Genomic DNA, 15,551 nt, shown 5'->3' with positions numbered 1-15,551 from the left:
TCGCAACCTATGCATGTCGTGTGGAAATTTGCTGAGGTTTGAAGGGGAGACGTAAGGCAATGTACGGACTGATCGGCAAGATGCGGGCGGCGCGCGGCCAGCGCGACGCGATGATGGGCGTTTTGCGCGAGAGCACCGGCGCCCTCCCCGGCTGCCTGAGCTACATCATCGCCACCGACCCGGCCGACGCCGACGCGATCTGGGTCACCGAAGTGTGGACCGATCAGGCCAGCCACAAGGCATCGCTGCAACTGCCCGAAGTCCAGGCGGCGATCGCCAAGGCGCGGCCTTTCATCTCCGGCTTCGAGTTCCAGATCGAGACCCATCCGGTCGGGGGTTTCGGCCTGCCCGCCGTCAAGAACGAGTGATGTTCGAAAGCAAACGCGGTTTTCGAGTTTTCCTCGGCGGGCTTCGCATCATTCTTCTCCAAGTCTAAGACCTGAAATGGATTCCTCGCCAGAACAGCCGGCCATCGAACGCATGACGCGCATGCGTCCGCTTCGGCAGTGGCTGGTGTTGCTGATCTTCTCGCTGCTGTTCGCTGGCGCGCTGGAATACGCCGCACTGCCCGCCGCCCTGCTGATCGGCCCGATGCTGGCGGCGATCCTTGCCGGCACCAATGGCGCCACCGTGCGCGTGCCGCGCCCCGTCTTTGCCTCCGCCCAGGCCGTGGTCGGCTGCCTGGTCGCGGCGTCGATCTCGGCCGACATCTTTTCGGTCTTCTACAAGGAATGGCCGCTGTTCCTCATCGTGGTGCTGGCTACCCTTGCGGCGTCCAGCCTGCTCGGCTGGCTGATCAGCCGCTGGCGCGTGCTGCCCGGCACGACAGCGGTCTGGGGCTCGTCGCCGGGTGCGGCCACCGCCATGGTGCTGATGGCCGGCGCTTTCGGCGCCGACCAGCGCCTCGTCGCCTTCATGCAGTATTTGCGCGTCATCTTCGTCTCGATGACGGCAGCCCTGGTCGCCAAGATGTGGGTCGACACGTCTGGCATCGAGGTGCCCGCCATCGTCTGGTTCCCGGCTATCGAACCCACGGCCTTTGCCGCCACGCTCGGCGTGGCGCTCGTCGGTGCTCTGGCCGGCCGGCTTTGCCGGCTGCCCTCACCCTTCTTCCTCGGCACCTTCATTTTCGGCACCATCGTCCATCTCGGCTTTGGCGTGACGATGCAGCTGCCGCAATGGTTGCTGGCGCTGAGTTACGGCATGGTCGGCTGGTCGATCGGCCTGAACTTCACTCGGGCGATCCTGCGCCATGCCACACGGGCGCTACCGCAGATCGTCGCCTCAATTGTCGTGCTGATAGCCTTCTGCGGCGGGATGGCCTGGCTGATCAGCCATGTCCTCGGCATCGATCCGCTGACCGCTTATCTCGCAACCAGCCCCGGCGGCATGGACAGCGTCGCCATCATCGCCGCCGCCGCGCAGAACGTCGACATCTCCTTCGTCATGGCGCTGCAGTCGGCCCGCTTCCTGGTCGTGCTCATCGCCGGGCCGAGCATAGCGCGGCTGGTGGCGAGCGCCGTCAGGGACTGAATACGAATTCAAAGATCCGGGAAGAGGAAATTGCCCATGAACCGTCGCATGAATGCCGTCGATCTCTCAGGCCGTGTCGCGGTGGTGACCGGGGGCGCGCAAGGCATCGGCCTCGCGGTCGCGCGACGCCTGTTGTCGTCGGGCGCCAGCGTCGCCATCTGGGATGTCGACCAGGCTGCGATGAAGAACGCCGTCGCCGAACTCGGCCCGCTCGGTCGGATTGAGGCTTTGCTGTGCGATCAATCGTTGATCGAGGCCGTCGATCGCGCCGCGACCGAAACCGAGCGCTTGCTCGGCCCCGCCGACCTGCTCGTCAACAATGCCGGCATCGCCGGGCCGGCGGCGACCGTGGTGGATTATGATCCCGCCGCCTGGCGCGAGATCATCGACATCGACCTCAACGGCGTTTTCTACTGCTGCAAGCGCCTGGTGCCCGGCATGATCGCGCGCAATTACGGCCGCATCGTCAACGTCGCCTCGGTGGCCGGCAAGGAAGGCAATCCCAACGCCGCCGCCTATTCCGCCGCCAAGGCGGGCGTGCTTGCGCTGACCAAATCGCTCGGCAAGGAACTGGCCGGCCACGACATCGCCGTCAACGCGCTGACGCCGTCGCCGGCCCGCACCCGCATCCTCGAACAGCTGACCGAGGCCCAGGTCACCTACATGCTGGGCAAGGTGCCGCGTGGCCGCTTCGTCGAAGTCGAAGAGGCGGCCGCCATGATCGCCTTCATGCTGTCGGACGAAAATTCCTTCACCACTGGCGCGACGTTCGACCTGTCCGGCGGCCGCGCCACTTACTGATAGCAGCGGTATTCCTCGCTATCTTTCGTCGTCGCCATCGGCGCTGCGAAGGACTACGAGCCGCTCAGCGTCGCGGCAAGCCGGTCGGGGAGGAAATCGACGAACGCACGAACCTTCGGCGACAAATGGCGGTTGGACGGCCACAGCAAGCGGAACTGGCCGCGGCCGTCGACATGGTCATCGAGAACAGTCAGCAGCTTGCCGTCGCGAAGCGCTTCGCGAACCAGGAAATCGGGCATCGAGCTGATGCCGAGGCCGGCCATCGTGGCGCCCTTCAGCGCCTCGGTATTGTTGCAGGTCAGCATCGAACGGACCTGCGGCTCGGCACTGCCGCCAATGAACGGCCAGCCTTGTAGCTTGCCGCTGTTGGGAAACCGGAAGCGTATGCCGTAGTGGTTCATCAGATCGTCCGGTCCGCTCGGGGTGCCGTGCTGTTCGATATAGGAAGGTGCCGCGCACAACAGCAGCCGGAAAGGCGCAAGCGGCCGCGCTACCAGACGGGAATCCGGCAGCTCGCCGCTGCGGATCGCGATGTCGACGCCTTCGTCGATGAGGTCGACGATGCGGTCGTTGAAGTCGATGTCGAGTTCGATTTCGGGATAGAGCGCCATGAACTCCGACAGCACCGGCAACAGCAGGTGATAGGTCACGATCGGCGTCGAAACACGCAGCCGCCCATGCGGCGTTTCCCGCGTTCGCGACAGCATGGCCTCGGCATCGTCGATGTCGTCGAGGATGCGCCGCACCCGCTCATTGAACAGCTTTCCCTCCTCGGTCAGCCCGACACGGCGCGTGCTGCGCTGTAGCAGCCGCACGCCGAGGTCCTGCTCGAGCCTGGCGACGCTCTTGCCGACGGCCGATGCCGAGATACCGAGCGTTCGGCCGGCAGCGATGAAGCTGCCGAACTCGGCCGTGCGAGCAAAGGCCAGAAGGCTGTTGAGGCGTTCCATCGCGCTTCCCAATTCGAGCGTTTTAGTCCGATATACATGGAGATTAAATACTATTCTTCTGGAAATGTCGCCGGCCTATCTTCTCCTCACGACCGGCGCCGCGCTCCCAGCGGCAGGCCGGCGGATCCTGCTTCAGATAGGAAAACCCATGACTTCCAAGACCAAAAACGGCGCAGCCGCGCCATGGCTCGTCCTGCTGTCGGTATGCCTTGCCGCCATGACCATGCCCTTGACCTTCACCGGCCCGGCCGTCGCACTTTCGCGAATTGCGGCCGATCTCGGCGGCAGCCCGATCACCCTCAACTGGGTGACGAACGCCTTCATGCTGACCTTCGGCGCCACCCTGATGGCGCTAGGCGCGCTCGCCGACAGTCACGGCCGCAAGCGGATGTTCATTGTTGGCCTCGGCCTTTATGTCCTGGCCACGCTGGGCGCGATGCTGGCGCCTGACATCGTCTGGTTCGACACACTTCGGGCCGCCCAAGGGCTGGGCAGTGCCGCTGCCTTCGCTGGCGGCGCCTCGGCGCTTGCCCAGGAATTCGAGGGGCAATTGCGGCTGCGCGCCTTCTCCTTCCTCGGCACCAGTTTCGGCATCGGCCTCGCCTTCGGACCGATCGCGTCGGGCCTGCTGATCGATGCCTTCGGCTGGCGGTCGATCTTCCTTCTGGTTACAGCGCTTGCGATTGCAGCTGCCCTGCTCGGCCTTCGCAGCATCAAGGAATCACGCGACCCGGATGCGACCGGCCTCGACTGGCCGGGAGCCGGCACCTTCACGATCGCGCTGGCATCGCTGACCGATGGCATGTTACAGGCGCCGCAGAGCGGCTGGACCGATCCGCTCGTCATCGGGCTGCTTGGCGTGGCCGCCCTCTTCTTTACCGCCTTCGTCATCATCGAGCGGCGCGTGCGCCGGCCGATGCTCGATCTCTCGCTGTTCCGCTTTCCCCGCTTCGTCGGCGTGCAGTTCCTCGCGGCGGCACCAGCCTATGGCTTCGTCGTCCTGCTCGTTCTGTTGCCGATCCGCTTCATCGGCATCGAAGGGATGAGCGAGATCAAGGCCGGGCAATTGATGATCTGCCTGTCGGGACCGTTGCTGATCCTGCCTCTGCTCGCCGGTCAACTCGCACGCCGGGTCGCGCCGGCGACGATCTGCGGCGTGGGCCTGCTGATTGCCGCCGCCGGCCTTGTCTGGCTGAGCCTGATACCGCCGGTCGCCATCGCGCTGGTGGCGCCGCTTATGCTGATCGGCGTCGGCATCGCCCTGCCCTGGGGGCTGATGGACGGGCTTGCCGTCAGCGTCGTGCCAAAGGAGCGCGCCGGCATGGCGGTCGGCATCTTCAACACCACCCGCGTCGCCTGCGAGGGCGTGGCGCTGGCCATCGTCATGGCTGTCCTGTCGGGTTTCACTGCAGCGCAACTGGCGGCCCAGGGAACAGCGTCTTCCCTCAGTGCAACCGCCCCCGCGCAGCTGCTGGTGACCGGCAATGTCGGCGAAGCGGCAGCCCGCTTGCCGGGAGCCGGAGCCACGACCCTGATCCAGGCCTACGAGACGGCCTTCGACAGGCTGCTGATTGTGCTGGCGGCAATCACCATCGTCACTGCCCTTGTTGTCTTCCTCGGCCTGCGCCGCGGATCGACGGTAGAGCACGAAACCGTTCCGCTGCCGGTATGCCAGGAAGGATAGGCGAACTCAGCTGATGACGAGACTCGCTATACGGTCGCCGTCCAGCGTGAAGACCATGTCCCCCTCGCCGTTGAAGCCCTCGCCTTTGACGGCGATGCGGACATGATAGCTGCCTTGCGCCTCGGCGATACGGACAATGCGGAGATTGGACTTCACGCCGATATTGTCCGACTGGTTCCAGCGCGCAATCTGCTCGCGGCCATGGAATGATCTACCCCAGTCGATCAGGGAGGCATCTGCTGCGAACGTGTCGAGAAACGCTTCGGTGTCACCTTTATTGGTGGCCTCGACGAAGCGGCGGATGGGATCGGGTGTGGTCATCAATCCAATCTATGCATCAGATCCTCATCCAGCCAGCGACCGAAGAAATAGACCAGTTGCTTGTGCCACCACGGCCAGTCATGGCTGACGTCGCCACCCCAATAATCGACCCAGGCGGGAATCGATTTGTCGCGCAGGATCTGTTCCAGCCTGCGCGTCTCGACCAGCATCCGCTCCTCCCAGGCGCCCTGCCCGCAACAGAAGATCAGCCTGAGCGCCTTCAGCCGGGCAAGCAGTTTCGGATCGACGATGCCGGGCAGATAGTCGAGCGGCGAGTTGTAGAAGATGTCGCCTTCCAGCGCCTTGCCGAAGAAGTCGCGCGCCGAATAGACGCCCGACAGCGCGATGACGCCGCTGGCGAGTTCGGGAAAACGAAAGACGAAATTCGAGGAATGGTAGCCGCCCATCGAGCAGCCGGTGAACAGCGGCTTCAATTTGCGCCCGCCATTGGCTTGCTCGGCGGTGGCCAGAAACTCCGGCAGCGCCTCCTCGCGGACATAGCGGAAATAGGCCTCGTGGCGACCAATGCGGTGGGCAGCGTCGGCGTGCTTGTTGAAGAAGGATTCCGAATCGATACCGTCGACCGCGAACAGCTGGATGCGGCCGGTGTCGATGAATTCGGAGAGCGCACCCACCCCGCCGGAATCCTCGAACTGATAGAACCGCCCCTGCGAGGTCGGGAACACCACCACCGGCCGGCCGGCATGGCCGTAGCGCTTGTATTCCATGTCGCGGCCGAGATTGCGGGCGAAATGCTTGTGATAGGAAATGTCCATCGCGTTCACGCCTTTTCCGCGTGGATGTAGGCGACGGCCTCGCGTAGCGCTCTCTCGTCCTTCGAGCGCATCTGGTAGGCGTAATTTCCCATGGCGCGGCTGAAAACCTTTTCTATCGGCGAATGGTGGACGATCTTGTCGCGATGCGCGGCTAGCACGTCCTCATGGCTGTGCAAATAGTGGAGGTGCTGCTTGCGGCTGGCATAGGCGGTGAAATACTTGCCCTCATAGGGTCCGCCCGCGGCATCCTTGACCACCATGTCGGCCCACGCCGCATAGACATCGATGTCGAACGTGTAGTTGATCGCATCGGTCATCCAGGCGCCCGGCGGGCGCATATTGACCTCCAGCGCGATGACGCGGTCCTTGGTTTCGAACAGCTCGATGTGGAAGAAGCGCTCGCGCACGTCGAACGCCTTCAGGATTTTCCGGCCTGCCTCCTCCACCGCTGGACTGATCCTGGGAAAGCAGGTGTAGCTCATGTGGCGGTCCTTGTTGACCACCTCCATGACGCTCTGGTCGTAGCGGTGGCTGGCCGCAAGCACCACCTCGCCGTCCCGGTTGACCAGCCCGTCGAAGGTGACCACCAGGCCCTCGATGAACTGTTCCATGACGAAGGTCACATCCTCGGGCTTGTCCCGGAAGAACTGGTCGAGCTCTTTGGCGTTGGAAATCTTGAAGGTGTTCGAGGCACCGGACCCGGAATCGGGCTTCACCACCACGGGATAGCCGACGCGACGGATGAAGGTCATGGCGCCTGCCCGATCGGAGCATTTGCGCTGCGCTATTGTGTCGACGCCGCTCTTGCGGAAGAAGGCGCGCATGCGGCTCTTGCGCTTCAGATTCTTCACGAAATCGAGCTTGGTGCCGTAGATGTTGAAGTCGGTGCGGATGTTGGCCTCGAGTTCCAGCCAGTGCTCGTTGAGCGACTCGAAGCGGTCGATGCGGCCCCATTTGTGGATGAAATGGCCCATCGCCCGGAACACCGGATCATAATCCTCCATGTCGGCAATGCGGTAATATTCCGACAGTGCCGCCTTCAGCTTTCCGTCCAGCGCATCGAAGGGCGCATCGCCAATGCCCAGCACCGTGGCGCCGGCCTTCTTCAGCCGGTCGCAGAAATCGGCGCCGTTGGCGGGAAAATGCGGCGAGAAGAAAACGAAATTCATGGATGACCCCTCTCGACAGCGAAGCATTGCGACCTCGGCGACACACAAGTTTGGCGCATTTGCCGCGCATGGGGAAGACCGCTCGGGTGCGGTGGAAATGGCAGCCACTTGCCTGTCCATGGCCGCTCCTGTATGAAATCCGCCATGAACACGCGCCAGACCTCCGTCGCCTCCCGTCCGACCGGCTTTGCCGGCGAGACCGTTCGCGCGCTGGCATCGACCCTGCTTCTTCTCGGCCTTATCGGCGATCGCCGGGTTCGCTGAAGGAGCGCCCGGCGGTCGAACCGCCGCTTACGCGCACGCTCCTTGGCCAGTTTCAAATTGGCACTTCACATCAAGCGAACGAAAATCTGGTAAGGCGCTGCTCGCCACCAATCCGTCCGAAGACCGATCCGCGAGCCGCCGGGAGAAACGACGATGAACGCACGAGAAGAAATCCGATCCGGCGAAGCCGAAAGCGCAAAACGCGCGGCGGGCCACATGGCGGACGCCGCCCGCAAATACCAACCCTATCCGACCGTCGGCCTCACCGACCGCACATGGCCCAACAAGGTCATCGACAAGGCGCCGATCTGGTGCTCTGTCGATTTGCGCGACGGCAACCAGGCGCTGATCGATCCGATGGGCCATGAGCGCAAGGCGCGCATGTTCGCGCTGCTGCTCGACATGGGCTTCAAGGAGATCGAGATCGGCTTCCCCTCGGCCTCGCAGACCGACTTCGATTTCGCCCGTTGGTGCATCGAACAAGGCAATGTGCCGGCCGATGTCTCGCTGCAGGTGCTGGTGCAGTGCCGTCCCGAACTCATCACCCGCACCTTCGAGGCGCTGAAGGGCGCCACCAATCCGATTGTGCATTTCTATAATTCGACCAGCGAGTTGCAGCGCCGCGTCGTCTTCGAGAAAGACGTCGGCGGCATCAAGCGCATCGCCACCGACGCGGCCAAGATGATCACCGACATGGCGGCCAAGGCCGGCGGCGGCTACCGCTTCGAATACTCGCCCGAGAGCTTTACCGGCACCGAACTCGAAGTCGCGCTGGAGATCTGCAACGCCGTCACCGAGATCGTGAGGCCGACGCCCGACAACAAGCTGATCATCAACCTGCCGTCGACGGTCGAAATGTCGACGCCCAACATCTATGCCGACCGCATCGAATGGATGTGCCGCAACCTCGACAATCGCGATAACCTGTTGATTTCGCTGCACCCGCACAATGATCGCGGCACCGGCATCGCCACCACCGAGCTCGGCCTGATGGCGGGTGCGGACCGCGTCGAAGGTACGCTGTTCGGCAATGGCGAGCGCACCGGCAATGTCGACATCGTCACCCTGGCGCTCAACATGTACACGCAAGGCGTCGATCCCCATCTGGATTGCTCCGACATCAACCGGATGAAGGACGTCTACGAATATTCCAACCAGCTGAAGATCCCCGAGCGCCATCCCTATGTCGGCGAACTGGTCTACACCGCCTTTTCCGGCTCACACCAGGACGCCATCAACAAGGGCATGAAGGCGCTGAAGAAGGCCAACACGCCGGTATGGGAAGTGCCCTATCTGCCGATCGATCCGGCCGATGTCGGGCGCAGCTACGAGGCGATCATCCGCATCAACTCGCAGTCAGGCAAGGGCGGCATCGCCTATGTGCTGCAGGCCGATTACGGCCTCAATCTGCCACGCAACCTGCAGATCGAGTTCAGCCAGGAGATCCAGGCGATCACAGACGCGGAAGGCAAGGAAGTGCCGGCAAAGCGCATCCATGATCGCTTCCTCGAGACCTATGTCGACCAGCCTGGCGCGCGGCTGAAATTCATCGACCACCACACCTATCCCGACACCGAGAAAAAGGGCCGGCGCGTGGTCGAGGCGCTGATCCTCGACAACGGCAAGGAGACGACCATCACCGGCTCCGGCACCGGCCCGATCGACGGCTTCGTCGATGCGCTGTCGCGCCATGTCGGCGTCGACATGTCAGTGCTTGATTATTCCGAGCATTCGCTCCAGCGCGGTTCGAACGCCTCGGCAATCTCCTATGTCGAGATGGAATATCCCGGCGGCAAACTGTTCGGCGCCGGCATCAATACCAACATTGTCGCCGCCTCTCTGGAAGCCGTTGTTTCGGCTGCCAACCGTATCATCGGGCGCAAGGCTGGCTGATTTTCCCGCCGGGCGCCGTATCCGCGGCGCCCGGAAATCCCCCATTTGCCGGGGAAATACCGGTTTTCTCGTGTTAACCATCAGCAATTATCCGGTGCGGTACGCGATCGCATAACATAAGCAAGCTTGTATGGAAGTGCAGGCTCTATATGATTGCGCCTCAACCTGTGCCGACTTCGAGAGGATCGACACTTGCAGCATGCCACGCCTGCCGCCCCCGCAGTGCGCGAGACACTGGAGCGACTACTCGCCAGCGAAACGTTCGGACGTTCCGAGCGCGCACGCAAGTTGCTGCGCTATCTTGTGGAGCGCGAGCAAGCCGGCGAAGCCGACAGGCTCAAGGGTTTCTCCATCGCCATGGATGTCTTCGGCAAGGACGGCGATTTTGATTCGTCGACCGATGCCGTGGTCCGAGTGCAGGCAGGCAGGCTTCGCGAACTCCTCCAGCATTATTTCGCCAATGAAGGCGTAGCCGAACCGGTCCGCATTGCCATTCCGCGCGGTGGCTACGTGCCGTCCTATGAACTCAACGCCATACGCCTGCCGGTTGGGCACGAGCCGGTGGCGCTGGCGCAGGCGGTAGCCGCCTTGCCCGGGTCGCCTGACCAGGCCTCTCGTGCCGCGCTCCCAACGACGGCCTCGGCGATCACAGAGCCGGGGCCTTCACTAGCCCGCCACCTCCAGTTCTTCTGGGTCGCCATGACACTGGTCATCCTCATGCTGGGCGTGCTCATCCTGCGCCAGGGTAGCGGCGCACTGCTTGCCGGCAGCGATCCGGCGGCGGCGGTCGAGACCGCGGGCGCAACGAGCAGCATCGCATCGCCGCCGATGGAGGCGCTGCCCCTCGTCTACATCGCCGTGAAGGCCACCGGCCCCGAAGCTGGCCGCGTCGCCGCCTCGCTGCGCGCCGGTCTTGCCGGTTTCGACACCATCGACTTCATCGGCCGCGACGCCGACAGCAAGCGCGATCCAAGCACCGACCCGACCAGCTTCGTTTTCGATGTCCTGCCCGGGCCCATGGCAGGTGACGTGACGCTCGAACTGCAGAGCGTGGCAACCGGTCGTGTGCTTTTGTCCCGCAATCTGACGTCGGCCGACAGCGCACCTGGCGCCGTCGAGGATCGGATCGCTGCCATCCTCAGCTCGACCATTCCCGCCTCCGGCCCGCTCTACGGCTACATCGAACAGAACGGCGTCCAGACAGGTCTGACGAGCTGCCTGATCCTCAACGACAGGTACTATCTCGACCAGAGCACCAAGACTCACGAGGCCGCCTATCGCTGCCTGGAAAACCTTGCAAGCCAGGGCGCGAAATCGTCGCTCGTGTATTCGGAACTGGCATCGCTCCATCTCGAGGCTGCGACCGATCACTACGCCTATCCGCCTGGCGCGACGGTCGAACAGGCGATGTCTTTTGCACATCGCGCCATCCAGATGGGGCCGACCAGCCCCTATGCGCACCGCGCGTACGGCTACCTTTACTCACGCCTTGGCAACACCGAGGAAGCAATCCGCTGGATGCGCAAGGCTTATCAGCTCAACCCATACGACCTCAGCATGGCTGCCGCTTACGGTTATGGTCTGATCTTTGCCGGCAATTATGCCGAGGGAACACCGATCCTGGCTCATGCCGTCGAGACGTTCAGTGGCCATCCGACATGGTGGGATTACGGTCTCTTCGCCGGACAATTCATGCTGGGCGACATGAACAAGGCCGCGATCGCCAGCGAGTCGCTGCGCACGACGGCGATGAAATCGCATTATCTGGCGGCGCGGCTGATCGGCGCCAAGGCGGCCGGCCGCGAGCAGCTGGCGGCCAAGCTTCTGGATGAGCTGAACACCAAATTCCCGAAATTCGCCGCTGACCCGCGTGCGGCTTTCGCCGAACGGAAATATCCCGGCGATCTGACAGACCGGCTGGTCGAGGCGTTGCACGCCGCGGGCCTCGGCAACGCCAGCTGATATCGGATCGCGAAAATTTTACTGGCCATCGGTCTGGACTGGGAGCAATCCAGCCCCAATCCAGCATTTCCTGTCCTACCTAGCAACAATCATACATTTTTCATGGTCTCATCCCTCTATGTTGCCGAGCGGGGCGCAGGGCCGAAGACGGTCGTCCTGCTGCATGGCTTCGGCGGTTGCCATGACATCTGGCGCGAGGTGACCGCGACGCTGGCGCCCGGCATCAGAACACTGGCCTACGATCTTCCGGGACACGGACTGTCGCTCGATTTCCCCGGCGGCGGTCCGGCCAAGACGGCGGCGCGAGCAGTTCTGGCCGATCTGGCCGAGCGCGGGATAGGACGGGTGCATGTCATCGGTCATTCGATGGGTGGTGCGGTAGCTGCCCTGATGGCATTGGCCGAGCCCGAGACAATGGCCTCGCTGACCCTTCTGGCGCCGGGCGGTGTTGGCCCGGAGATCAACGGACCGCTGTTGCGCCGCTACGCCGCGGCGGCCGACACACGGGAAATCCGCGCCTGCCTTGCCGCGATGTCGGGGCCGCAAAGCCTGCCGCCCGAACGCATCGTTGGCGTCCTGGCGGAAGTACGCCGTCGCCCCGGCCAGTTGCGCAAGCTGGTCGAGATCGCCGCCGGCATGATCAGGGACGAGTGTCAGGGCGTCATCCCCCGCGAACAGCTCGACACACTCGACATGCCGGTGATGGTGGTTTGGGGGACGGACGATCCGGTGCTGCCCTTTACTCAGGCTGATGGCCTGCCGACGCATTTTCACATCCATCACGTGCTCGATGCCGGCCATATGCTGGTTGAAGAAGTGCCTGAGGTGGTCGCCCAGGCCGTGCGCCGGAACATGGCACGCCGCGGCAGGCGTGTGCGTCCGAGACTCGGCGCCGCGGCGAGCTGAACCTCACTGGCTCCGGCATCTCGCCAGTGCATTTTGCCGGCGGCTGTGTTAACTCGCTATTAATCATATTAGCGAGGGATAATGAAGGACTCCGACGAGCAATTCACCTCTTTAACCCCGTCGCGCAAACTGTCCGATGCCGTTCGCGACGTAAAGAACGCCTTTGCCGATCGCGACGATATCGTTGTCGACATGCGCGATGCGCACCGCATGCGGCTGGATCTGCTTGCCGCCGAACTTGCCCCGGTCTTTGCCGACGTGCCCGCTGATATGGACAATTTCGACTTCGTTGTTTCGTCGGGCCTGCAGCCGAGGCTGTGGATCGACGCCGTCAGCCATGTTGCCATGGGGCGCGACCGCCGCACCTACCGCTTCCTCAGGGATACCCGGATCGGCCGCGTGGTGCTTGCCGAATCGACCGATATGAAACCGGTTGCCGATCAGGTCACGCGCTATGTGGCGGAGCGCATCGTCGAGCGCCAGCGCATGATGGAAGGCGGGGTCGAGCCCGCCGTCGCCGGCCTGAACCGCGCTGCCGTCCGGGAAGCCGAACCACCCTTGCAAGCAATCGCGCCCGGCAAGCGCTGGTCGACCTTCCTGTCCGGCCTCGGCGTGATCGCGGCCGGCGCGCTGGTCGGCCTTGCGGTGGCGGCCGCGCTGTTCTGGGATCGCCTGATGGCGATGAAGATCAGCTTCTGATCAGCGATTTCGATGCTTCGGCATCGACGCCGAGTTCCACCACCTGCAGGTCCGACGGCGGCGTCGCGGGCCCCGTCAGGCCACGCCGCGTCAGCCGGATCCGCCAGTTGCCCTTTTCGCCGTCGATATCGAGCAGATTGTACTGCGCCGCCGGGTTCTTGCTGCCTGGCGACTGGCCGGCAGCGGCGACGCCGACAACCGGAATCCTGGTGCCGCGTCCGCCGATGAAGAACAGCGACGGCAGGTGCGAATGGCCATGCAGCACCAGCTCGGCGCCATGCCGGTGAACGGTCTTGTGGAAGCGCGAGATGCCGAACAGGCGCTTTTGTTGGGTGACGGCGCCGCGCACCGGCGGATGATGGATCATGATCACCCGCAACAGCCCGCGTTTGGCCGTGGCGTCGAGCACCGAGGCCAGCCTTTGCGCCTGGCCTTCGAGGAAGAAGCCGTTGGCCATGAAGGGTGCTGTGGCGCGCGCCGTCGAGACCCCGATCAGCGCGACGTTGCCGCGCACGCGCAGATAGGGAAATGTGTTGCGGTCGATCGGCGCGGTGACGTCGTCGCCGCTCATCCACGCCGCCCAGGAGCGGCAGACCTTGTCGAAGGCGCCCGGCACATAGGCGTCGTGATTGCCCGGCACCACCGAGACATCCTCCGGAGGGCCCAGCGTCTCCAGCCAGTGCTTGGCCATCTCGATCTCGCCGTCGAGCGCCAGATTGACCAAATCGCCGGTGACGGCGAGGTGGTCGGGACCGCTCGCCTTCATATCTGCCACAATGGTGTCGATGACGGCGTCGTGCATATGGCGGCGGCGGTTGCGCTGCCAGTTGACGTAGCCGACCACGCGCTTGGACGCGAGTTCGCGATAGGTTACACCGGGAAGCGGCCCCAGATGGACATCGGAAATATGCGCCAGCCTGAACATCCTTCCTTCATAGGCGACGCGCCCCGCGCTTTCCACTCACTGTTTCCTGTCCGCTTACAGTTTCGCCGATGATGGCGACATCGGACCCGATGCAGGCCTTTCGCCAGACTGGCTGGCCCGGCCTCAGGGCAAGGCTGTTCCATCTCTATTTCCTGCTGCGGCGGCCGATGACGCTTGGCGTGCGCGGCTTGATCCACGACCGCGCTTCGAACTCCGTCTTCCTCATCCGCCATACCTATGTTCCCGGCTGGCAATTGCCGGGCGGTGGTGTCGAGGTCGGCGAGACGCTTGGCGAAGCGCTGACGCGCGAATTGGCAGAGGAAGGTAACATCGTGCTGACAGCCCCGCCGGTGCTGACATCGATGCATTTCAACCGCCGCGCCAGCCGCCGCGACCATGTCGGTCTCTACCTGATCCAAAGCTTCAGCCAGACGGCGCCGAAACTGCCGGACCACGAGATCGCCGAAGCCGGCTTCTTCCCGCTCGACCGTTTGCCCCAAGGCACGACGCCGGCGACGTTGCGGCGGATCGCCGAGGTTTTCGGGGGCGAGCCGGTATCGCCGTACTGGTAGCCTGTCAGTTCCGATGCTCACGCCGCCTTCCTGAACCGCGCCCGGTCATGCGGCGCGGCATAATCGAGTTCCGGCCCGACCGGCACGATGCGCGTCGGGTTGATGCTCTCGTGGCTGCCGTAATAATGCGTCTTGATGTGGTGCAGGTTGACCGTGCCGGCGACGCCGGGCACCTGGTAGAGATCGCGCAGATAGTTCGACAGGTTGGGGTAGTCGGCGACGCGGCGCAGATTGCATTTGAAATGGCCGACATAGACCGGGTCGAAACGCACCAGCGTCGTGAACAGCCGCCAATCCGCCTCGGTGATACGGCCGCCGGTGAGATAGCGTTGGTTTGACAGCCTCTCCTCCAACGTGTCGAGTGCCGAGAACAGCTCTCCAAACGCTTCCTCATAGGCCACTTGCGTGGTGGCAAAGCCGGCCCGGTAGACGCCATTGTTGATGGCCGGATAGACCAGCGCATTGACCTTGTCGATCTCGCCGCGCAGCGCCGGCGGGTAGAAATCGACGCTGGCATCGCCCCATTCGTCGAAGGCGGAATTGAGCATGCGGATGATCTCGGCGGATTCGTTGGAAACGATGGTCTCTTGCTTTTTGTCCCACAACACCGGCACCGACACCCGGCCGGAATAGGCGGGATCGGCCTTGGTGTAGATCTGATGCAGGAAATCGAGGCCGTAGAGCGTGTCGCCGGTGGCCCCGTCCTCAGCCAGAAAAGTCCAGCCGTCGGCGCCGAGGAAATGATGCACGACCGAAACCGAGATGATGTCTTCGAGCTTCTTCAGCGCGCGAAAGATCAGCGTGCGATGCGCCCACGGACAGGCGAGCGAGACATAAAGATGATAGCGGCCGGGTTCGGCCTTGAAACCGCGCCTGCGGCCTTGCGCCGGCATGCCGTCGCGCGTGATCCAGTCGCGCCATTGCGCCTCGGCGCGGATGAACCTGCCGCCGCTATCGACCTTGGCCGGGCGGTCCTGCCATTTGCCTTCGACCAGCAATCCCATGCGAAATCTCCTTGCGTGCGTTTCGCCAATGTAGGCGTAACGCGGCAATGTCGAAGACATTATCTGCTGAACAGAGCGTCACTCGCCGGGAA

At 63.5% G+C, this 15,551-nt stretch carries 15 protein-coding genes; 9 read left to right on the top strand and 6 right to left on the bottom strand.

The window, feature by feature from the left end; genetic code table 11:
* Nucleotides 1–59 precede the first annotated feature (59 nt).
* From ACWGTO_RS23765 to ACWGTO_RS23755, 3 genes are all read left to right on the top strand, one after another.
* Nucleotides 60–368: a putative quinol monooxygenase gene (locus tag ACWGTO_RS23765; protein WP_454577225.1), complete on the top strand. Its 309-nt coding sequence runs from the start codon at nt 60–62 to the stop codon at nt 366–368.
* Between the two features lie 76 nt (nt 369–444).
* Nucleotides 445–1,533 carry an AbrB family transcriptional regulator gene (locus ACWGTO_RS23760; RefSeq protein ID WP_454577224.1) on the top strand — a complete coding sequence of 363 codons (1,089 nt, stop codon included), beginning with the start codon at nt 445–447 and terminating at the stop codon, nt 1,531–1,533.
* Nucleotides 1,534–1,581: 48 nt separating this feature from the next.
* Entirely contained in the window at nt 1,582–2,334 is a 753-nt protein-coding gene (locus ACWGTO_RS23755; protein ID WP_454577294.1) for an SDR family NAD(P)-dependent oxidoreductase, read from the top strand.
* 53 nt (nt 2,335–2,387) lie between these two features.
* Here ACWGTO_RS23755 and ACWGTO_RS23750 read toward each other — a convergent pair whose 3' ends face one another.
* The gene (locus ACWGTO_RS23750) at nt 2,388–3,284 is read right to left on the bottom strand and encodes a LysR family transcriptional regulator (protein WP_454577223.1); all 897 of its coding nucleotides are present in this window, start codon (nt 3,282–3,284) and stop codon (nt 2,388–2,390) included.
* Between the two features lie 148 nt (nt 3,285–3,432).
* Here ACWGTO_RS23750 and ACWGTO_RS23745 point away from each other — a divergent pair, with 148 nt between their 5' ends.
* Nucleotides 3,433–4,968, top strand: a complete 1,536-nt coding sequence (locus ACWGTO_RS23745; RefSeq protein WP_454577222.1) for an MFS transporter — start codon at nt 3,433–3,435, stop codon at nt 4,966–4,968.
* 6 nt (nt 4,969–4,974) lie between these two features.
* Here ACWGTO_RS23745 and ACWGTO_RS23740 read toward each other — a convergent pair whose 3' ends face one another.
* The 3 genes from ACWGTO_RS23740 to ACWGTO_RS23730 are packed head-to-tail and all read right to left on the bottom strand — an operon-like array spanning nt 4,975 to nt 7,234.
* Nucleotides 4,975–5,289, bottom strand: coding sequence for a nuclear transport factor 2 family protein (locus tag ACWGTO_RS23740; RefSeq protein ID WP_454577221.1), 315 nt, complete (start codon nt 5,287–5,289; stop codon nt 4,975–4,977).
* Nucleotides 5,289–6,065, bottom strand: coding sequence for an esterase family protein (locus tag ACWGTO_RS23735; RefSeq protein WP_454577293.1), 777 nt, complete (start codon nt 6,063–6,065; stop codon nt 5,289–5,291). The genes ACWGTO_RS23740 and ACWGTO_RS23735 overlap by 1 nt, the downstream gene beginning before the upstream one ends.
* Nucleotides 6,066–6,070: 5 nt before the next feature.
* On the bottom strand, nt 6,071–7,234 hold the full coding sequence (locus tag ACWGTO_RS23730) for an ATP-grasp domain-containing protein (RefSeq protein WP_454577220.1): 1,164 nt from the start codon (nt 7,232–7,234) through the stop codon (nt 6,071–6,073).
* 417 nt (nt 7,235–7,651) lie between these two features.
* Between ACWGTO_RS23730 and leuA the strand changes: the two genes are divergently transcribed.
* From leuA to ACWGTO_RS23710, 4 genes are all read left to right on the top strand, one after another.
* Nucleotides 7,652–9,391, top strand: coding sequence for a 2-isopropylmalate synthase (gene leuA / locus ACWGTO_RS23725; protein WP_454577219.1), 1,740 nt, complete (start codon nt 7,652–7,654; stop codon nt 9,389–9,391).
* A gap of 192 nt (nt 9,392–9,583) precedes the next feature.
* Nucleotides 9,584–11,353, top strand: coding sequence for a tetratricopeptide repeat protein (locus tag ACWGTO_RS23720; protein WP_454577218.1), 1,770 nt, complete (start codon nt 9,584–9,586; stop codon nt 11,351–11,353).
* Between the two features lie 102 nt (nt 11,354–11,455).
* Nucleotides 11,456–12,259 carry an alpha/beta fold hydrolase gene (locus tag ACWGTO_RS23715; protein ID WP_454577217.1) on the top strand — a complete coding sequence of 268 codons (804 nt, stop codon included), beginning with the start codon at nt 11,456–11,458 and terminating at the stop codon, nt 12,257–12,259.
* A gap of 81 nt (nt 12,260–12,340) precedes the next feature.
* On the top strand, nt 12,341–12,958 hold the full coding sequence (locus tag ACWGTO_RS23710) for a hypothetical protein (protein WP_454577216.1): 618 nt from the start codon (nt 12,341–12,343) through the stop codon (nt 12,956–12,958).
* Here the strand turns inward: ACWGTO_RS23710 and ACWGTO_RS23705 are convergent.
* Nucleotides 12,948–13,883, bottom strand: a complete 936-nt coding sequence (locus ACWGTO_RS23705) for a metallophosphoesterase family protein (protein ID WP_454577292.1) — start codon at nt 13,881–13,883, stop codon at nt 12,948–12,950. The two genes, ACWGTO_RS23710 and ACWGTO_RS23705, sit on opposite strands and share 11 nt — an antisense overlap.
* Before the next feature lie 71 nt (nt 13,884–13,954).
* Here ACWGTO_RS23705 and ACWGTO_RS23700 point away from each other — a divergent pair, with 71 nt between their 5' ends.
* Entirely contained in the window at nt 13,955–14,455 is a 501-nt protein-coding gene (locus ACWGTO_RS23700; RefSeq protein WP_454577291.1) for an NUDIX domain-containing protein, read from the top strand.
* Nucleotides 14,456–14,472: 17 nt separating this feature from the next.
* On the opposite strand, the gene ACWGTO_RS23695 is transcribed toward ACWGTO_RS23700, so the two are convergent.
* Nucleotides 14,473–15,459, bottom strand: a complete 987-nt coding sequence (locus ACWGTO_RS23695; RefSeq protein WP_454577215.1) for a glutathione S-transferase family protein — start codon at nt 15,457–15,459, stop codon at nt 14,473–14,475.
* Nucleotides 15,460–15,551 lie beyond the last annotated feature (92 nt).

The sequence above is a fragment of the Mesorhizobium sp. PL10 genome, assembly GCF_053714315.1.
The sequence above is the reverse complement of the archived record's forward strand: the minus strand, read 5'-3'. Positions and strand labels throughout refer to the sequence as shown.